The sequence below is a fragment of the Paraburkholderia phosphatilytica genome (genome assembly GCF_003443895.1).
GTDB lineage: Bacteria > Pseudomonadota > Gammaproteobacteria > Burkholderiales > Burkholderiaceae > Paraburkholderia > Paraburkholderia phosphatilytica.
Genome location: NZ_QQOA01000013.1, coordinates 39947 through 57764, shown reverse-complemented (window position 1 = coordinate 57764; position 17818 = coordinate 39947). Strand labels below are relative to the sequence as shown.

The following is a 17818-nucleotide window of genomic DNA, read 5'->3' as shown; positions in this document are numbered from 1 at the left end:
GCTTTCGACATACATTGGGCGGAACGCAATTTCCCGAGGCTTTTCATGGTTTTCGAAGCACCGTTCTCGCGCCGCCGGTTTCTCTCGACGACGCTCGCACTCGGCGCCGCGCTGCCGCTTTCGAAGGGCGCGTGGGCCGTACCGACCGATCCCGCACTCTGCAAGCTGAGCCCTGAGCAGGAAGTCGGCCCGTACTATCTCGACGACGAACTGTTGCGCAGCGACATCACCGAGGGCAAGCCCGGCGTGCCGCTGATACTCGACATCGTGTTGATGGATGCGCGCCGCTGCGTGCCGCTCGCCGATGCGATCGTCGACATCTGGCAGTGCGACGCCAACGGCCTCTATTCGGGCTTCACGAAGAGCGGGCCGCCGCCGGGACCGCCTCCGGCATGGGGCTCGGCGCAAGGTGGTGGCCACGCGCCCGACATGCCGCCGCCAGGCGGCTTCGACGATGCGCATGGCGGACCGCCGCACGATGGTCCGCCACCCGGAGGACAACCACCAGGCGGACAGCCGCCGGGGCCGCCTCCGGGCGGCGGTGGCCGCCCACCCGGGCCACCCGGCCCGCCGCCGAAAATGGAACCCAGCGATCACCTGACCTTCCTGCGCGGTATCCAGCGCACGAATCGCGAGGGTCTCGTGACGTTTCAGTCGATCGTGCCTGGGCTCTACGAAGGACGCACCAATCACATCCACTTCAAGGTGCGCGGCACGGGCGCGGCGCACGCGGCCAACCACGTGTCGCACGTCGGGCAGATCTTCTTTCCCGAGACGCTGATGGTGCAGTTGATGAGTCTCGCGCCGTATCGCGATCACCACATCCAGCGCACGACGCAGAGCGAGGATCCGGTGTTCTCGAAGCAGCAAGGCGCGACGTCGATCGCACGCGTCGCACCGCTGCATGGCAACGACTACGCGAAGGGACTGCGCGCGCGCATCGTCGCGGCAGTCGATCCGGACGCGACGCCGCAACGCGTCGACCCGTGGCTGCAAGGCGCGCGGATGCCCTGAAGCGCTGAACGCTCGACGGGTGTCGAGCGCGGTGACGTCCACGCGGTGACGTCCAGATACACCGAAGGCCGGTCTCTCCTCCCGGAAGAGACCGGCCTTCGGCTTTGCTACCCGGTCGCCGACGCCCCGCCAACGGGGGCCGACGACGCGGCGATCACGTTAGTAATCGTGATGCGGGGGCGGACGATGATCGTCGTCGTGCCAGTGCTGCGGACCCGGATCGTGCGGATGGCGGTGCATCCATTCGTCATGCGCCCAGTAGCGGTGACCGTCGTAGTAACGGTCGCCATGCCAGCCGATGTTGATCGACACGCCGACCGGCACCATGTGCGCCTGCGAGTATTGGGGCGCCGGACCGTCGGCCAGTGCATACGGCGACGACTGGGCGAACGCCGAGCCGGCTGCGAGCAGCGCGCCGCCGGTAGCGAGCGTGGCGAGAACGACGCGTGCGGTCTTGTTCCAGTTCTTCATCATTGACCTCCTGTCATGTTCATGAATACCGGCGCGGGGCGGGCAGACGATTCGTTCCCGTCCGTGCTCGTTGCCGAGTTCATGAGTCACACCTTACCCAACGCGCCCCAGGGGAAACGTGAACACTTGCAAGCGTAAATTTCACGGCGGCTGACACCTGTTCGCGCCCGATTTATCTCGGATCGCAAGCTTTCATGCGGGTTTGCAGGCGGCCAGGAGATAAGCAGGCTTACAAAAGCTGTCGCTGCTGGTTACATTCTTTGCGGCCGGAAACAATCTGGGCGCCCGCTGCGGGAGGCGAAACAGCGGCGGAAGGCACAAAAAAGACAAGGCCGTTAGGCGGCAACTACCGCGCAACGGCCTGACGATGACGGCCCGAAGACCGGTGGCGCGTGCTCGCGCCGAGAGACTTACTGGAATGCCGACTTGCGGCGACGCTCCGCTTCGCGAAAGCGGGCTGCGTACGAATAGTCCTTGTCCAGCGGCAGGAAGGGCGATTCGAACAGTTCGCTAACCTTCTGGATCATTGCAAAGATGTAGCTCATGGCGACTCCCGGTTGCATTGAGATGAAAAGCAGGGTTTTCCCTTAGCTCGAATTATAAGGGTTTCCCCTAGGACAAATCTAGTGCGTTGCAAAAATCTGTTGTGCGGTGCCTTGTCGCACGGCATTTCGGTAAATGTTGCGTTGCAGCAATACAACAAAACAGGGCTTGCCGGGCTGGATCCGCGCGAACGGAGGCGTTCCGGCCGAAAGGGCCGGATGGCGACTGAAAGAGATGGGGACTCGCAGGAAGGGGCCGCGCGACAGCGCGTCGCGCGGTAAGACAACTGGGCGGAGCGCCGTCAGTGCGACGTCTGCGTCTGCGACGAACTCGGGTTCTGCTTCGGCTTGTGCGCGTGATGCGGCTTAGTGGCGTGCTTGCTCGCCGCTGCCGCCTCCGCGTTCGCTGCGGAGGGCGTGCTCGCGCGCGGCGCCGCCTGAGAAGGCGCCGGCGTTGGCGCGAACGCCGGTGCGCTGACGGTCGCCGAATCGGTATCGAGCAGCGTCGACAGTGTGGCCTGCTGGTTCAGGATCATCTGCTCGATGCGCTGCTGCTGGAGCGTCGTGTCGCGCGTCAGGCGCATCAGCAGCAGCGTCTGCGCGATGCCGATCGCGACCGTGACCAGCAGCGCGCACACGACGATCGACAGCAGCCATTTCATCCGCCGCGAATGCTCGCCCGCCGCGCGGCGCTGATCGGCGATCACGCCGTAGAGCGCATCGACGGTATCGGCGAAGGCCGTTGCGCGGGCATGGTCGAGTTCCGGCGTAACACGCGGTGCCCCGCGCGCCCCATCGCGCGCCTGCCCCGGCCAGGCGCCGCTATCTCGCGGCGCCGATGCAGCTCTCGCAACGTTCGACGCAAGCCGCGGCCGAGGCTCCATCGCGCCGATCCGGCCGCTCGCGGACACGCCGCTGTGCGCCGCCTCCGAAGCCGCATCGTGCGCCTGCTGCAGCGCGACGATGTCGCGCATCAGCGACGCGGAAGCCGATTCGGATTCGCTCTGGGCTTCGGTGCCTGCTGCTTCATTGCTGGCTACTTCATTCGCCGCAACTGTCTGAGCGGCATCGACCGCCACCGTGGCCCCCGCGCCGCCCTCTGACGAAGCGCGCTCGGCGGCCGCGATCGCGCCACCCGCGCCCTCCTCTCCGCGCACCGCCACCGCCTCCGGCGTCACCCCATCGGCGTCCGTCGATGCAACCGCGCCACGGTCCACTTTCGCCGCCCGTGACGCACGCCGCGTCGCCTTCGCGTCCGCCGTTGCCACCGATGCGTCCACACTCGCCGCCGTCGCCGCGTTCGCCGCAGCCAGCAATTCGCCCGGCAGCTCGAAACCGCTCAGCGTGCCCTGCCGGATATCGATGCTCGCCGCCTGCTGCGCGGCGCGCTCGGCGTCGTCGGGAAAGAGATCGAGGTTGCCTTCTTCGCGCGGCGGCTCGGTGAGCTGGGCGAGGCGCTGCGCGGAACGAGCCGCGCGCGCGAGCTTGTTCTCGGTATCGGTCGAAACGGTCGACGCGCGCGGCTTCGTCGAACCGTTGCGCGTGGCGCGGGGCGTGGTGGGTGCTGCGGAATCTGCCATGGGATCAGCGGACGGCGGCGCCGTTTGAGAAATACGCTCGGGAATTTTGAGAGCGCATTGTCTCACGCGCCGCCCGCGCCGCCGATGCGAAATGTGTACCGCGGTGTACCGCGCGGCGTCAGTTCGAACCGTTGTCGTCCTGGAACGTCTTCACGCCGGGCAACGTGCGCAACTGTGCGCACACCGCCTCGTACTCGACCTGCGTCACCCGTGCGAGCGTGATCGACACTTCGTCGAGCTCCGGCGAATCCTCGCTCTGCTGCACGACGAACTGCTTGACCCGCGGGCTCGACGCGCCGAGCGCTTCGTGCAGCGAATGGAACGTCAGCGTGCCGCGTTCGACGACGAGCGTCACCTGCCGCCGCTGCTTCGACGAGATGAAGCGCCGCTCGAGCGGCTTGATGCCGGCGAGGATGATCAGGATGATGATGGTCGCCGCAACGGCCGCTGTGTACATACCGCCACCCACCGCCAGCCCGACTGCCGCGACCGACCACAAACTCGCCGCGGTGGTGAGCCCGCGCACGATCTCGCCGCGCAGCAGGATCGAGCCCGCGCCGAGAAAGCCGATGCCGGACACGACCTGCGCCGCCATCCGCGACGGGTCGAGCACGACGTTGCGTGCACCGAGCACGTCGGCGAAACCGAACGCGGACACGATCATCACGAGCGCCGAGCCGACGCACACCAGCATGTGCGTTCGCAGACCCGCCGCCCATGACAACCGTTCCCGTTCGAAGCCGATCACACTGCCAAGCACGGCGGCAATGATGAGCCGCGAGATCAGTTCTGCGTTGCCGAGCATCTTGGTTTTCTCCTTTTCCTGTCAGAACGCTCCGCCTGTAAGGCCGGGAAGGTGTGCGCGGCCGGCCAATTGATTTATGCTTGAACGCTGGCGGCAGCGGCAAGCCGCGCCAATCCTTCACTACAGACTCCCTTTGCAAGCATGAATGCCCCATCGGCCACCGCGCTCGCTGACGCGCTGCGGGAACACTTCGACGGGATCGTCGTGCCGATCTGGCGCGGCCCCGGTTTCAACTCGGCGATGCGCCTCGCGTACGAGGCCGTCGGCACCGATCACCAGCCCGCATCCGTCGAGCGATACCGCGCCATGGCCTGCGCGCGCCAGCTGTTCCTGTTCACCGTCGTGGGCGACGCCGAGCGCGCCGATACGCTGTTCGATTCGCTCAAGACCTACTTTCAGGACCACGAACACGGCGGTTGGTTCTTTAGTATCGACGCCGAGGGCAAGCCGCTCGATACCACCAAAGATCTGTACACCCACGCATTCGTGGTGTTCGCCTGCGCGGAATATGCGCGCCGCTTCGGTAACCGCGACGCGCTGAGCGTCGTGCATCTCACGTCGGCGCTGATCGGCGAACGTTTCGCCGCGCGCGACAACCTGCTGAATGGCGCGCTCGATGCGGACTTCGCTACCGTCAAGGCCGGCCCGATCCAGAACCCGCTGATGCACCTGACCGAAGCCTGGCTCGCCGCACGTGAAGCGAGCAAGGACAGTGCCTTCGACCAGCCGCTCGCGCGGCTCGGCGAAGCGATCGCGCGGCATTTCGTGCACGCCCCCACGGGCTGCATCGCCGAGCTGCCGGTCGGCACGCCCGACAACCGGCTCGAGCCCGGCCATCAGTTCGAGTGGTACTGGCTCGTCAAGCAGGCGGGCGGCCTGCTCGCTTCGTCAGGACTCGACGAAGCGCTGTCGCGCGCGTTCGGCTTCGCGCAACAGCATGGCGTGGATCCGCACACGGGCGGCGTTGCGGCGGCACTCGACGAAGGCGGCCGCATCAAGGATCCGACGCAGCGCATCTGGGCGCAGACCGAGTATCTGCGCGCGCTCGCCACGCGCGCCGCGCAGGGCGACGAAGAGGCAGGCACGCGTCTGCCGTCGCAGATCGAACGCTTCCAGTTGCGGTTTCTGCATCCGGGCGGCTGGTACGAGTGCAAGACCGAGACTGGCGACGTGTCGCGCGCGGACATGCCGTCCACGACGCCCTATCACCTCGCCACCGCCTACGCGGCATTGCCGCGCTGATACGGGCGTTGTTCAACTGCCGCTAGTGATAAAAAAGCCCGCGAGACCTTCGTCTCGCGGGCTTTGCTTTTCCTGCGGCGAAGCGCTTCGCTCAGACCGTACGCCGTGCTGCCATGCCGAAGCCGCGCGGCTCGACATTGCCCGTATCCAGCGAAGGCACCGTCATCACGCGCTCCGAGATCTCGAACACCGACACCGCGTCGCTCAGTTGCTGCGTCTGCTGATGCAGCGACGCCGCCGCAGCAGCAGCCTCTTCGACGAGCGCGGCATTCTGCTGCGTCATCTGGTCCATCTGCACGACCGCCTGGTTGACCTGCTCGATGCCCGCGCCCTGCTCCTGCGACGACGCGGAGATTTCCGCCATCATCTGCGTGACGCGCGCGATCGATGCCGACACGTCGCGCATCGCATCGCCCGCGCGCTCGACGAGCGTCGAACCGCCCTGAATTTCCGCCACCGATTCGCTGATCAGCGTCTTGATTTCCTTCGCCGACTGCGCGCTGCGCTGCGCGAGTCCGCGCACCTCGCCCGCGACCACCGCGAAGCCGCGACCCTGTTCGCCGGCGCGTGCCGCTTCGACGGCCGCGTTCAGCGCGAGAATGTTGGTCTGGAACGCGATGCCGTCGATGACGGTAATGATCTCCGCGATGCGGTCCGAGCTGCTCGCAATGCCGCGCATCTTGTCGACGACCTCGTTCACGACATCGGCGCCGCGCGACGTGGCGCCGAGCGCCGATTCCGCGAGTGCGTTGGCTTCGCGCGCATGCTCGGCGTTCTGGCGCACGGTCGCGGTCAGCTCTTCCATGCTCGACGCGGTTTCTTCGAGCGAAGCGGCCTGGCTTTCGGTGCGTGCCGACAGATCGGCATTGCCGGTCGCGATTTCGTTTGCGCCGAGGTGGATCGAATCGGCGGTCTCGCGCACCGTCTTCACGGTGGTAGCAACGCTCGCCTGCATCTTCGCGAGGCCCGCAAACAGACGGCCGATTTCGTTCGTGCCGCGCCCGAGCACCGGCTCGTCCAGACGGCCTTGCGCAATGCGCTCGAAATGGCGGCCCGCTTCTTCGAGCGGCAGCATGACGCCCTGGCGCAGCGTGACGTACACCATGACCGTGCCGCCGAACAGCAGCACGAGGATCGCGATGCCGACGCTGCGGAACAACGACAGGCGGCTGTCGATCGAGTCGAGCGACGTGCTGCTCGCCGCATCGGCGAACTGCGTGAACGCGTGCTGCTCTTTCAGAAAGGCGTCCTGGAACGACTGCGTCGGCTGGTCGAGAAACGCCTGGATGTTGTTGCTGTCGAGGTCGCCCGCCAGTTCGGTGAGCGCGCCGGACAGCTTCTGGTAACGATCGGTCAGCGCCTGCGCGCGCGCCGTGTTCTCTTCGTTCATCTTCGGCGCGTCCGAGAACCGCTCGAACGAACGCTGGGCGGCGGCGATCTGCTCGCGCGCATGTTGGACGATGTCGGTGGGTTCGGTACCGCCGCGCACCATGCGGGTGCCGGCGCGTGACAGGTTGATGCGGGCGTCCATCAGGTGCTGCGTGGTCTCGTTGACCGCGTTGGCCTGCCGGAGCGCGACGTTCGCGAGACTGCCGACGTCGTCATGCGTGGCGGTCAGCGACCAGAAGCCCAGCCCCTCCGTCACCAGTTGAAAAACACAGAAAGCGATAAGCACACACAACAGGCCAGACGCGACCTTGATCTTGCTGAACATCCTGAACACCTGCGTTGCATTAATTGACGTTAGAAACTCCCAGTCAGGGTTTACGGCAGGGGGTGGGAACACTTGAACTGAGAAGCGGCGCCCGATAGACGGCAAAGAATAATCGCTCACAAATGATCTATTATTCGTGTTAAAAGCATATATATGATTGCTAGACCGAACTCGGGAAAATTTCCCTCACCGCTCGAACGCGCACTACTCAAGCTTGGTGCCGATCTGTCGCGCGCCCGGCGCAGACGCAGATTTACGCAGGCTTCGTTGGCCGAACGCATCCAGTCATCGGTTGCCACGGTGCGCCGCATGGAACAGGGCGACCCACGCATCGCGATCGAAACCATTGCGCGCGCGCTCATGGTTTTTGGTGAACTGGACAAGATCAGGACGCTGCTCGACACAGCGGAAGACGACATCGGCCTCGCGTTGATGGACGAGGCTTTGCCCAAGCGTGTACGCGCCAAGCGCGTGACAACTGAATCGGGCGCACTCTAAAGCGCGAAATTTTGAGGCAGACGTTCAACCGCGTGGCCAACGCACCGCATTGCCCGTTCCACCGCAATCGGCATGACCGATGACGATATCGATGCATTCGCGCCTGCGTTCGAGCACGCGCAGGTGAAAAAAGCCGCCGCCCTTCTGTGACAAAGGCGCAAAGCCGCCCAATCGCCGCGGCATATCGCGCATTTCCTTGACGCGCCGCAAAAGCTTCCTAGAGTGTTGGGTGACGCCATACGGGCCACGCCCGAAGGAAGCCGACGATGACCGATTTACTGGACCGCGCGCGCGGCGCGCTGCATGCCCAACCGTTCAGCATGCTGCTCGGAACCGAACTGATGCACGTTGGCGAACGGGAGCTGACGCTCAGTCTGCCGATCCGGGACGAACTACGGCAGCAGCACGGTTTCGTGCACGGCGGCGTGATCAGCTATCTCGCAGACAACGCGCTGACCTTCGCGGGCGCGCTCGCGCTCGGCCCGAAAGTCGTCACGGGGGAGTACAAGATCAACTATCTGTGCCCGGCTGTATCCGGCACGCTGATGGCGCGCGCCCAGGTCGTCCATGCGGGGCAGCGGCAAGCCACCTGTCAGTGCAACGTCTACGTGATGGACGGCGCGAAGGAAAAGCTCGTCGCGATCGCGCAGGGCACGATCAACCGGATCGGCGAATCCGCGGAAGCGCTAGCCGCCGCGTGAAATCCCGTCCGACCCCGAGCGCCGGAAAGTAAAAAGGCCCGATGCGCGCGGCGTCGGGCCTTCTTTCGCTATCGATAAAACCGGCGTGAAACTCACACGCCGGCGCGCCGCATCACTCCGCGGCGTACGTCTTCTGCTGCTGTTCGCCCAGGCCCTGAATGCCGAGACGCATCGTCTGTCCTGCCTTCAGATACACCGCGTTCGGCTTCACGCCCATGCCGACGCCCGGCGGCGTGCCCGTCGAGATGATGTCGCCCGGTTGCAGGCTCATGCACTGCGACAGGTACGACACGAGCTTCGCGACGCCGAAGATCATCGTCTTCGTGCTGCCGTTCTGATAGCGGTGGCCGTCCACTTCAAGCCACAGGTCGAGCGCCTGCGGATTCGCCACTTCATCGCGCGTCACGAGCCACGGGCCGATCGGGCCGAACGTGTCGAAGCCCTTGCCCTTGTCCCACTGGCCGGCGCGCTCGATCTGCCACTCGCGCTCCGACACGTCGTTCACCACGCAGTAGCCGGCCACGTAATCCAGCGCGTTCGCTTCGTCGATGTACTTCGCCGGCTTGCCGATCACCACGCCCAGTTCGACTTCCCAGTCGGTCTTCTTCGAATTGCGCGGAATTTCCACGTCGTCGTTCGGGCCGACGATCGCGCTCGTCCACTTGTTGAACACGACGGGTTCCGGCGGCACCGGCAGGTTCGATTCGGCGGCGTGGTCCGCGTAGTTCAGACCGATGCACACGAACTTGCCGACCTGGCCCACACACGGGCCGATACGCGGATTGCCGTCGACGAGCGGCAACGACGATGCGTCGAGCGAGCGCAGTTTCGCGAGACTCGCGTCGGACAGCACAGCGCCCGTGATGTCGGGCACCACGCCCGACAGATCGCGAATCTTGCCCTGCGCGTCGAGCAGGCCGGGCTTTTCCTGACCTTTCGGTCCATAGCGAAGCAGTTTCATCGTGGCACTTCCCAGTAAGTCCAGTGAAAAAACGGTTTCAGTGCGACCGGGCCGGCAACGCAGCGCATGCGACGCTCATCAGCCCGTGACGCGCGATCAGTTCGACCAGCCGCCGTCGATCACATGCGCGTGGCCGGTCGTGAACGCCGACTCGTCGGACGCGAGATACAGCGCGAGCGCCGCGATCTCTTCCGGCTTGCCGATCCGTCCCATCGGCTGACGCGCGACGAACGCGGCCTGCACCGCGTCGACGCTCGCGCCTTGCGCCTGAGCCTGCTCGGCGATCCGCTGTTCGAGCGACGGCGACGACACCGTGCCCGGGCAGATTGCGTTGCAACGGATGCCGCGGGTCACGAAGTCCGCGGCGACCGACTTGGTCAGACCAATCACGGCAGCCTTGGACGAACTGTACACGAAACGGTTGGGAACGCCCTTCACACTCGACGCCGCCGACGACATGTTGATGATCGAGCCAGCGCCTTTTTCGAGCATGCCGGGCAGGAACGCGCGGATGGTCCGGTACATCGCTTTCGCGTTCAGATCGAACGCGAAGTCCCAGTCTTCGTCGCTCGATTCGAGGATCGAGCCGGCATGCACGAAGCCCGCGCAGTTGAACAGCACGTCGATCGGACCGAGCTCGGCGGCAAGCGCCTTGATCGCCGCGTCGTCACGCACGTCGAGCGTGCGCGCGTCCACCGGCTTGCCGGCGAGATTGTCGATGCGGATGTCGGTGGCGATCACGCGCGCGCCTTCGCGTGCGAACAGCTCCGCCGTCGCGAGGCCGATGCCCTGGCCGGCTGCCGTGATCAAAGCCGTCTTGCCGGCGAGTCGTTGTGTCATCTACAGCTCCATCAGGTGGAATGTTGAGATACGGATGGCGATCACAGCCGGTAGAACGCGGCCGCGTTCGCGCCGAATACCGCGTCGCGCTGCGCGTCGTTCAACGCGGCAAGCAGCGCATGCGCGCTCGCATGCCAGCGCGCGTAGTCGCCGTTCAGATTCAGGACGGGCCAGTCGCTGCCCCACATCAGCCGCGATGCGCCGAACGTTTGCAGCAGATGATCGACGTACGGACGCAGCGTATCGTCGGTCCATCCCGGCGCAGCTTCGGTGGCAAGGCCCGAGATCTTGCAGTGCAGGTTCGGCAGCGTCGCGAGCCGCGCGATCGCGTCGGCCCACGGCTGCATCGCCGCGATGCCATCGCGGATCGGCGGCTTCGCACCATGATCGACGACGATCCGCAGACGCGGAAAGCGCCGCGCGAACGTCTCGAAGTGCTCGGCGTGGCGCGTGAAAATCAGCGCGTCGAACGCGAGGTCGTGCGCGATCAGCACATCGACAGCGGGCGCGAGTTCAGGCGCCGCGATCCACGCGTCGTCGGGCAAGTCTTGCAGCATCGGACGAATGCCCTTGAACGCCGGCTCTTTCGCGAACTCCTCGATCATCGCGGGCGCATACGGGTCGAGCATCGGCACCCAGCCGACCACGCCCGCGATCGACGCATCGCGCCGCGCGAGGTCCAGCAGATAACGCGTTTCTTCGACCGTCGGCGCGGCCTGTACGACCACCGTGCGCGACACGCCCGCCGCATCGCGCAGCGGCGCGAGGTCTTCAGGACCGAACGTGCGATAGAGCGCGGTCAGCTCCGGCGTGAGCCAGCCGTAGTCGCCGCGCGCGGGGTTCCAGTAGTGCTGGTGGGCATCGATCTGCATCGCATCCAGTCCTCAGGCTTGGGCGGCACCGCTCGCCGAAGCACCCGGCACCGGCGCGCGCGGATCGAGCAGACCTTCGTCGCGCAACGCCTGCCAGAACGCGGCGGGAATCGGTCGCTCGAACGAGCCGACGTTCTCGCGCAGTTCTTCCGCGCTGCGCGCGCCCGTCAACACCGTCGCCACCGCCGGATGCGCATACGGAAACTGCAACGCGGCCGCAGCGAGCGGCACTGCGTGCGCGCGGCACACCGCCTGCAGTTTTGCAACGCGGTCGATCACCTCGCGCGGTGCATCGCCGTAGTTGAACTTCAGATCGCCTTCGAGGCCGCGCGCGAGAATGCCCGAATTGAACGCGCCGCCCAGCAGGATGCTGACGCCTCGTTGCTCGCAGGCGGGCAGCAGATCGCCGAGCGGCGCCTGTTCGAGCAACGTGTAGCGGCCCGCCAGCAGCGCGCAGTCGATATCGAACTCCGCCATCATCTCGAGCACCGCCTCACGCTCGTTGACGCCAAGGCCCACCGCCTTCACGGCGCCAGCGCTGCGCAGTTCGTCGAGCGCCTTGAAGCCGCCGCCGGACGTCAGCTGCTGCCAGTAGTGCGCATTGCGCTCGCCATGCGTGACGCGGCCGATGTCGTGAATCAGCAGGATGTCGATATCGACGAGACCGAGGCGCATCTGGCTGTCTTCGAACGAGCGCAGGATGCCGTCGTGCGTGTAGTCGTAGATCGCCTCGAACGGCAGCGGATCGACCCAGCCCTCGCTGCCGTCGTACGGATGCGTGCGCGGCACGAAACGGCGTCCGGTCTTGGTGGACAGCACGTATTCGCTGCGCGGATAGCGGCGCAGGATGTGGCCGAGCCGATGTTCGGCCCGCGTATGGCCATAGTGCGGTGCGGTATCGAAGAAGCGCACGCCGGCCTGCCAGGCGGCTTCGATCGCGGCTTCGGCTTCCTCGTCGGAGAGATCGCGGTACAGGCCGCCGAGCGGCGCGGTGCCGAGCCCGAGGCCCGTCACCTGCAAGGCGCGCCGGCCGACCTGCCGGCGCGATTCCACGTTGCGATGCGATCCGTTGCTCATCGTGCAGTGCTCCTGTCCGCGGCGCTCACGGCCGCGGACTCACTGCGGCATGATGCGGCGCAATCGCGACCGGCAGACACGCCGGCCCGACCGGTTCGAAACTCTTGTAGGTCAGGATGAATTCCTGATGGCCGAGCATTTCCGACTTCGAGGCCCCGCCTTGCGCAACGGCGACCACCTGGTCGAACACTTCGCGGCCCACTTCGTCGATCGTGCCGCGGCCTTCGAGGATCCGGCCCGCGTCGACGTCCATGTCGCCCGATAGATTACGATAGGTCACCGGGTTTGCACACACCTTGATCACCGGCGAAATCGCCGAGCCGACCACGGAACCACGTCCCGTCGTGAACAAAATGACGTGCGCGCCGCACGCGATCAGCTCGCCGATCTCCGCGTTGTCACTGATGTTCGGAAAGCCGAAGCGCGGCTCGCCATCGGGCACCACGTCGAGCAGATAGAGGCCACCCGTCGGCGGTACGTCGCCCGGCTTCACGATACCGACGATCGGCGATGCGCCGCTCTTTGCGTACGCGCCGAGCGATTTCTCTTCCTGCGTGGTCAGCCCGCCATCGGCATTGCCCACCGCGAAGCTGCCGTGGCCGAGGATCGAGTAATAGCGCGCCGCCTTCGCGACGCACGCGACGATCGCGTCGCCGAGTTCGGGCCGCGCCGCGCGGCTCTTCATGTGGAATTCGCAGCCCACCAGCTCGCCGGTTTCTTCGAAGATGCAGGTGGAACCGGCGTCGATCAGATGGTCGAACGCGCGCCCGACCGCCGGGTTCGCCGTGATCCCGCTCGTGCTGTCCGAGCCTCCGCAGATCGTGCCGATCACGAGTTCGTCGAGCGCCATCGGCACGGTGGTCTGCGCAGCGAGCTGCGCGCGCGCTTGTTTGATCCAGTCCACGCCGTACTGGATCGTGCTGCGTGTGCCACCCTTCTCCTGAATCGTCAGGACTTCGACCGGCCGGCCGCTGTCGCGCACGATGTCCGCGAGGTAGTGCTTGTTCATGCTCTCGCAGCCGAGCGAGACGAACAGCACCGCGCCGACGTTCGGATGCGTGGTCAGCTGCTCGATCATCTTCTCGGCGTAACCGTTCGGGTAGCAGCCCGGAAAACCGATCAGATGCACGGGCGGTTCGCGCTCCGCGAGCGGAACGTCGAATGCGTCGAGCGGCTCACGGAACTGCGCGACGATTTCGCGCGCAACGTGATGCGCGCATTCGACGAGATACGCGACCGCGACGACATTGCGGATGCCCTTGCGGCCGTCGCTGCGCGGATAGCCGCGCAGAACGGGTTCGGTGGTCGTGACGGAAGCGTGCTGCGTGGCCGTGGCGACGACGGTGGTGTCGGTCATGATCGTTCCTGCTGGTGTGCTGCCGCGTGATGTGCCAGATGCTGATGTGCCAGATGCGGCGCTTCAGTGATGCACGAACTCGTGACCCGTGTCGTGCGTATAGGTCGGCAGATAGTCGCTCGCGAGGTTGTGCGTGTGCAGATGCTCGCCGCGCGCAACGTCTTCCGTCACGTGGCCGATCACCGCGCCGTAGCGCAGCACCTTCGCCTCGCTCGCGAGCGCATGCCGCGCCACTTTATGGCCGAGCTCGATAGTCTTCGCGAGCGTCACGCGCTCGCCTTCGATCTCGACCGGCGTGCCGGCATCGAGCCGCGCGCCGGCGATCAGACAGTTGTCGTCGGGGCTCAGCAGCAACAGGCGCGCGTCGGTGTGCGCGGTGGTCGGGGGACTGCTCAAGATGGTTCTCCGTGATACCGGTTCAGTTTTGTCCTTCGCCGCCCGCGATGCGCGCCACCATCAGCGAGCCGAGGATGATCGCGCCGTAGATCGCCTGGATCCAGAACGACGGGACCTGCGCGAGCGTCAGCAGGTTCTGCACGACGCCGAGCAGCAGCACGCCGGACAGCGCGCCGAACATCGAGCCCCTGCCGCCGTCGAGCGAAATGCCGCCGATCACCGCGGCTGCGAACACCGTGAAGATCATGCCGTTGCCCTGGTTCGCATTGATCGCACCAACATAGCCCGTCACGACCAGCCCGCCGATCGACGCCAGGATGCTGCCGAGCACGAACACGCCCCACGTGATGCGCTCGACGCGAATGCCCGCCGCGCGCGCCGCTTCCGGATTGCCGCCGATCGCATAGAGCGCGCGGCCCAGACGGTGATAGCGCAGCATGAACGCGGCAATCGCGAACGCGACAGCCGCGAGCCAGACCGACAGCGGCAGGCCGAGCACGATCGTCGTGGCGAGCGCGAAGAACGACGACGGCATATCGAACAGCGTGCCGCCCTTGGTCGCGCCGACCAGCATGCCGCGCAGCACGATCAGCATCGCGAGCGTGACGATGAACGCGTTGAGCCGCAGCCGCACCACCAGGAAGCCGTTGATGAAACCCACCAGCGCGCCCACCGCGACGATTGCGATCAGCCCGGCGAACGCGGGCCATTGCAGCCCGAAGCCCGCGGACGTTGCCGGCATCACGAGCATCGCGCCGATCGCGGGCGCGATGCCCACCGTCGATTCAAGCGAGAGATCGAACTTGCCGGTGAGCACGATCAGCGATTCGGCGAGCACGACGAGCGCAAGCGCCGCCGACGAACCCAGCACGCTGATCAGATTCGCCTTCGTAAGAAAACTCGGGCTGACGAACGCGCCGATCACGATCAGCAGGATCAGCGCAGGCACGAGCGCCAGTTCGCGCAGCCGCGCGAAGTCGAAACGCGTGGCGCTGCGCGCGCCCGGCGCGGCGGCGAAGGTCGGCGTCGGGTGCACACTATTCTTCATGGAGAGCAACTCCTTCTACGGATGCGATCAGGTCGTGGTCCTGCCAGCCCGCCGCGAATTCGGTAGCGATCGCGCCGCGGAACATCACGATCACGCGGTCGCAGGTGCGCAGGTCGTCGAGTTCGCCCGACACGACGAGCACGGACTTGCCTTCGTCGCGCACGCGGTCGATCACCGACAGCAACGCTTCTTTCGATTTGACGTCGACGCCCGCGGTGGGGTCGATCAGTACCAGCACGTTCGGATCGGTGGCGAGCGCGCGCGCCATCACCACCTTCTGCTGGTTGCCGCCCGAGAGTCCCGACACGACGTGCTCGGGTCCAGGCGCGACGATGCCGAGCGCCTCGATCATCCGGCGGCCGAACGCGTTCTTCTTCGCGGGCGGCGCGATGCCGAATTTGCCGAGCAGGCGCGCGATCGTCATCGATGCGTTTTCCGCTACGGACTGAGTCAGCACGAGCCCTTCGTGATGGCGATCCTTCGGCACGCAGCCGATGCCGTTCGCGAGCGCCGCGGGCACGTCGCCCGCCGGCAGCACGGTGCCGTTCACGCGCACTTCGCCGCCCGTCTGCGCGCGCAGTCCAGCGATCGCTTCGGCGACGCTCGTGCGGCCGCTGCTGGTCGCGCCGGTCAGCCCGACCACTTCGCCGCGTTTCACCGCGAACGACACATTCGCATAGTCGGAGCCGCTGAGCTTCGAGACCTCCAACGCAACCGGCGTATCCGCCGCGAGCGGCGCGCGGTTCACTGCATCGTTCACCGCGAGGCCGCCGTGCTCGCCCGTCATCGCTTCGATCAGCTGCTCGCGCGGCAGCGCCGATACCGGCGCGCTGACGATATGCCGCGCGTCGCGCAGCACCGTGACCGCCTGGCAGATCTCGTACACCTCCTGCAGGTGGTGCGAGATGAAAAGGAACGTGACGCCCTCGCGCTGCAACTCGCGAATGCGCGTAAAGAGACGCTTGATTTCGTCGCCATCGAGCTGCGCGGTGGGTTCGTCGAGGATGATGAAGCGCGCGCCGTACGACAGCGCCCGCGCGATCTCGACCAGTTGCCGCGCTTCGACGGAAAGATCGCCGGCACGCGCGTCTGCGCGTACGTCGATCTTCCAGTGGTCCAGCAGCGCGCGCGCATCGCGGCGCATCGCCGACCAGTCGATCGTGCCGCGCCGCAGCGGCTGACGGTTGATGAACAGATTCTCCGCGACCGACAGATCGCGGATGATCGTCGAATGCTGGTAGACGCAGGCCACGCGCTCGCGCCATGCGTCGCGATCCGCGAGCGGCGGCGCTTCCTGGCCGCCGAAGCGCACGTCCCCCGTGTCAGGCTTGCGCAGCCCGGTCAGGATCGACACCAGCGTCGACTTGCCCGCGCCGTTGCGTCCGACGAGCGCATGCGACTCGCCGGACATCACACGGATGCTCACGTCCCTGAGCGCCGCCGTCGAGCCGAAGCGCTTCGTGACGTTCAGCGCCTCCACGACCGCGGGCGAACCCGCGGCGTCCGACGCACGTCCTCCGGCGGCTTCAGGAAGGAGATCGCTCATTTCAGCGTATTGCCCCACAGGCTCTTGTCGTCGACGTTCGCCTTCGTCACGAGCGGTGCAGGCAACTGATCCTCGAGCAGGCCGGACGGCAGCTGGACGATCGTGCTGCCGTGATCGGTCGGGCCCGGCTTGAAGGTCTTGCCTTCCAGCGCGGCCTTCACGTAGTACAGGCCGTACTTCGCGTAGAGGTCGGCCGGCTGCGATACGGTCGCGTCGATTTCGCCCTTGCGGATTGCGTCGTACTCCTGCGGAATGCCGTCATTGCTGACGATCACGACGTGCTTCGGATCGCCGGCGGGGAACAGCATCTGCTTGCGGCGCAGCGTCTGCAGCGTCGGCGCGAGATAGACGCCGCCTGCCTGCATGTAGATCGCCTTCACGTCGGGATTCGCGGTGAGCAGGCTATCCAGTGCACTCGCGGCCACGTCGCCCTTCCAGCCCGCCGGAATTTCCAGCAGCGACAGCTTCGGATAGTGCTTCAGGCACGAGCGGAACGCTTCCGAACGGTCGCGGCCGTTCACCGACGCGAGATCGCCCATGATCTGCACGACCTTGCCCGACGGCACGTGATCGCCGATGTACTTGCACGCCTTCTCGCCATACGCGCGGTTGTCGGCGCGCACCACCATCGCGACCTTGCCCTGGGTCGGCGCAACATCCACCGCGACGACCTTCACGTCCTTCGACGACGCGTTATCCAGCGCGCGGCTGATGGCAGCCGAATCGATCGGTCCGACCACGATGCCCTTCACACCCTGGTTGACCATGTTGGCCATGTCGGTGATCTGCTGCGCGGGGTCGTTGTTCGAGTTGACCGGCGCGAGCACGCTGATGTCCATCTGCTTCGCGTACACCGGCAGGTAGTTGTTGTACGACTCCCAGAACGGGGAGGTCAGGAGCGGCAGGCCGAGGCCGACCTTGCCCGTTTCGGCGGCCTGCGCGGCGCTGCTCGCGGCGAAACCCGTCATGCCGGCAACCGCGACGGCGAGCGCGCTGACCGTCAGCGCGCGGCGGAACAGGCGGCGGGCGGCGCCCTGGCCTTGATTCAAGGACTTGCGGGGACTGCGTCCAGTCATGTTGTGTCTCCAGTCTGCTTTGTTGAACTGCTTGAACCACGGCCTGAGCCGCCCGCCTGACGGCCGGGGCACATCGCG

At 66.1% G+C, this 17818-nt stretch carries 19 protein-coding genes; 4 read left to right on the top strand and 15 right to left on the bottom strand.

Annotated features, from left to right (window positions below):
- Positions 1-45: 45 nt before the first annotated feature.
- Positions 46-1014, top strand: a complete 969-nt coding sequence (locus tag DVS29_RS37635; protein WP_205962463.1) for an intradiol ring-cleavage dioxygenase — start codon at positions 46-48, stop codon at positions 1012-1014.
- 159 nt (positions 1015-1173) lie between these two features.
- Here DVS29_RS37635 and DVS29_RS16155 read toward each other — a convergent pair whose 3' ends face one another.
- The 4 genes from DVS29_RS16155 to DVS29_RS16145 form a co-directional block, all read right to left on the bottom strand.
- Positions 1174-1485 carry a hypothetical protein gene (locus DVS29_RS16155; RefSeq protein ID WP_118181575.1) on the bottom strand — a complete coding sequence of 104 codons (312 nt, stop codon included), beginning with the start codon at positions 1483-1485 and terminating at the stop codon, positions 1174-1176.
- A gap of 410 nt (positions 1486-1895) precedes the next feature.
- Entirely contained in the window at positions 1896-2030 is a 135-nt protein-coding gene (locus tag DVS29_RS38150; RefSeq protein WP_276314308.1) for a hypothetical protein, read from the bottom strand.
- Positions 2031-2329: 299 nt separating this feature from the next.
- On the bottom strand, positions 2330-3607 hold the full coding sequence (locus DVS29_RS16150; protein WP_118181476.1) for a hypothetical protein: 1278 nt from the start codon (positions 3605-3607) through the stop codon (positions 2330-2332).
- Positions 3608-3725: 118 nt separating this feature from the next.
- Positions 3726-4412 carry an MgtC/SapB family protein gene (locus DVS29_RS16145; protein WP_118181475.1) on the bottom strand — a complete coding sequence of 229 codons (687 nt, stop codon included), beginning with the start codon at positions 4410-4412 and terminating at the stop codon, positions 3726-3728.
- 141 nt (positions 4413-4553) lie between these two features.
- Between DVS29_RS16145 and DVS29_RS16140 the strand changes: the two genes are divergently transcribed.
- Entirely contained in the window at positions 4554-5654 is a 1101-nt protein-coding gene (locus DVS29_RS16140) for an AGE family epimerase/isomerase (protein WP_118181474.1), read from the top strand.
- 91 nt (positions 5655-5745) lie between these two features.
- Here the strand turns inward: DVS29_RS16140 and DVS29_RS16135 are convergent, their stop codons facing one another.
- The gene (locus DVS29_RS16135; protein ID WP_118181473.1) at positions 5746-7368 is read right to left on the bottom strand and encodes a methyl-accepting chemotaxis protein; all 1623 of its coding nucleotides are present in this window, start codon (positions 7366-7368) and stop codon (positions 5746-5748) included.
- A gap of 153 nt (positions 7369-7521) precedes the next feature.
- Between DVS29_RS16135 and DVS29_RS16130 the strand changes: the two genes are divergently transcribed.
- Positions 7522-7866 (top strand): helix-turn-helix domain-containing protein, encoded by a 345-nt coding sequence (locus DVS29_RS16130; protein ID WP_118181472.1) that lies wholly within the window; start codon positions 7522-7524, stop codon positions 7864-7866.
- Positions 7867-7890: 24 nt separating this feature from the next.
- Here the strand turns inward: DVS29_RS16130 and DVS29_RS36905 are convergent, their stop codons facing one another.
- On the bottom strand, positions 7891-8076 hold the full coding sequence (locus tag DVS29_RS36905) for a hypothetical protein (protein WP_124800659.1): 186 nt from the start codon (positions 8074-8076) through the stop codon (positions 7891-7893).
- Positions 8077-8132: 56 nt separating this feature from the next.
- Here DVS29_RS36905 and DVS29_RS16125 point away from each other — a divergent pair, with 56 nt between their 5' ends.
- Positions 8133-8567, top strand: coding sequence for a PaaI family thioesterase (locus DVS29_RS16125; protein ID WP_118181471.1), 435 nt, complete (start codon positions 8133-8135; stop codon positions 8565-8567).
- A 112-nt stretch (positions 8568-8679) separates the two neighbouring features.
- Here DVS29_RS16125 and DVS29_RS16120 read toward each other — a convergent pair whose 3' ends face one another.
- The 9 genes from DVS29_RS16120 to DVS29_RS16080 form a co-directional block, all read right to left on the bottom strand.
- A complete protein-coding gene (locus tag DVS29_RS16120) occupies positions 8680-9528 on the bottom strand; it encodes an ureidoglycolate lyase (protein ID WP_118181470.1) in 849 nt (282 codons plus the stop codon).
- A 96-nt stretch (positions 9529-9624) separates the two neighbouring features.
- The gene (locus tag DVS29_RS16115) at positions 9625-10368 is read right to left on the bottom strand and encodes an SDR family oxidoreductase (RefSeq protein WP_118181469.1); all 744 of its coding nucleotides are present in this window, start codon (positions 10366-10368) and stop codon (positions 9625-9627) included.
- A gap of 41 nt (positions 10369-10409) precedes the next feature.
- Entirely contained in the window at positions 10410-11240 is an 831-nt protein-coding gene (locus DVS29_RS16110; protein ID WP_118181468.1) for an amidohydrolase family protein, read from the bottom strand.
- 12 nt (positions 11241-11252) lie between these two features.
- Positions 11253-12317 carry an aldo/keto reductase gene (locus tag DVS29_RS16105; RefSeq protein WP_118181467.1) on the bottom strand — a complete coding sequence of 355 codons (1065 nt, stop codon included), beginning with the start codon at positions 12315-12317 and terminating at the stop codon, positions 11253-11255.
- A gap of 25 nt (positions 12318-12342) precedes the next feature.
- On the bottom strand, positions 12343-13674 hold the full coding sequence (locus tag DVS29_RS16100; protein ID WP_118181466.1) for a UxaA family hydrolase: 1332 nt from the start codon (positions 13672-13674) through the stop codon (positions 12343-12345).
- Positions 13675-13737: 63 nt separating this feature from the next.
- Positions 13738-14070, bottom strand: a complete 333-nt coding sequence (locus DVS29_RS16095) for a UxaA family hydrolase (RefSeq protein ID WP_118181465.1) — start codon at positions 14068-14070, stop codon at positions 13738-13740.
- A 22-nt stretch (positions 14071-14092) separates the two neighbouring features.
- Positions 14093-15118 carry an ABC transporter permease gene (locus DVS29_RS16090; RefSeq protein WP_118181464.1) on the bottom strand — a complete coding sequence of 342 codons (1026 nt, stop codon included), beginning with the start codon at positions 15116-15118 and terminating at the stop codon, positions 14093-14095.
- A complete protein-coding gene (locus tag DVS29_RS16085; RefSeq protein ID WP_118181463.1) occupies positions 15108-16664 on the bottom strand; it encodes a sugar ABC transporter ATP-binding protein in 1557 nt (518 codons plus the stop codon). The genes DVS29_RS16090 and DVS29_RS16085 overlap by 11 nt, the downstream gene beginning before the upstream one ends.
- Positions 16661-17632 carry a sugar ABC transporter substrate-binding protein gene (locus DVS29_RS16080; RefSeq protein WP_240655646.1) on the bottom strand — a complete coding sequence of 324 codons (972 nt, stop codon included), beginning with the start codon at positions 17630-17632 and terminating at the stop codon, positions 16661-16663. The genes DVS29_RS16085 and DVS29_RS16080 overlap by 4 nt, the downstream gene beginning before the upstream one ends.
- Positions 17633-17818: the final 186 nt, after the last annotated feature.

Bases quoted from the DNA above. Each gene is read 5' to 3' on its own strand.
- DVS29_RS16135 (WP_118181473.1), bottom strand. From the start codon at position 7,368: ATGTTCAGCAAGATCAAGGTCGCGTCTGGCCTGTTGTGTGTGCTTATC.
- DVS29_RS16150 (WP_118181476.1), bottom strand. From the start codon at position 3,607: ATGGCAGATTCCGCAGCACCCACCACGCCCCGCGCCACGCGCAACGGT.
- DVS29_RS16105 (WP_118181467.1), bottom strand. From the start codon at position 12,317: ATGAGCAACGGATCGCATCGCAACGTGGAATCGCGCCGGCAGGTCGGC.
- DVS29_RS16115 (WP_118181469.1), bottom strand. From the start codon at position 10,368: ATGACACAACGACTCGCCGGCAAGACGGCTTTGATCACGGCAGCCGGC.
- DVS29_RS16085 (WP_118181463.1), bottom strand. From the start codon at position 16,664: ATGAGCGATCTCCTTCCTGAAGCCGCCGGAGGACGTGCGTCGGACGCC.
- DVS29_RS16145 (WP_118181475.1), bottom strand. From the start codon at position 4,412: ATGCTCGGCAACGCAGAACTGATCTCGCGGCTCATCATTGCCGCCGTG.
- DVS29_RS16140 (WP_118181474.1), top strand. From the start codon at position 4,554: ATGAATGCCCCATCGGCCACCGCGCTCGCTGACGCGCTGCGGGAACAC.
- DVS29_RS16100 (WP_118181466.1), bottom strand. From the start codon at position 13,674: ATGACCGACACCACCGTCGTCGCCACGGCCACGCAGCACGCTTCCGTC.
- DVS29_RS16090 (WP_118181464.1), bottom strand. From the start codon at position 15,118: ATGAAGAATAGTGTGCACCCGACGCCGACCTTCGCCGCCGCGCCGGGC.
- DVS29_RS16120 (WP_118181470.1), bottom strand. From the start codon at position 9,528: ATGAAACTGCTTCGCTATGGACCGAAAGGTCAGGAAAAGCCCGGCCTG.
- DVS29_RS37635 (WP_205962463.1), top strand. From the start codon at position 46: ATGGTTTTCGAAGCACCGTTCTCGCGCCGCCGGTTTCTCTCGACGACG.
- DVS29_RS16080 (WP_240655646.1), bottom strand. From the start codon at position 17,632: ATGACGGGTTTCGCCGCGAGCAGCGCCGCGCAGGCCGCCGAAACGGGC.
- DVS29_RS16155 (WP_118181575.1), bottom strand. From the start codon at position 1,485: ATGAAGAACTGGAACAAGACCGCACGCGTCGTTCTCGCCACGCTCGCT.
- DVS29_RS16110 (WP_118181468.1), bottom strand. From the start codon at position 11,240: ATGCAGATCGATGCCCACCAGCACTACTGGAACCCCGCGCGCGGCGAC.
- DVS29_RS16125 (WP_118181471.1), top strand. From the start codon at position 8,133: ATGACCGATTTACTGGACCGCGCGCGCGGCGCGCTGCATGCCCAACCG.
- DVS29_RS16130 (WP_118181472.1), top strand. From the start codon at position 7,522: ATGATTGCTAGACCGAACTCGGGAAAATTTCCCTCACCGCTCGAACGC.
- DVS29_RS38150 (WP_276314308.1), bottom strand. From the start codon at position 2,030: ATGAGCTACATCTTTGCAATGATCCAGAAGGTTAGCGAACTGTTCGAA.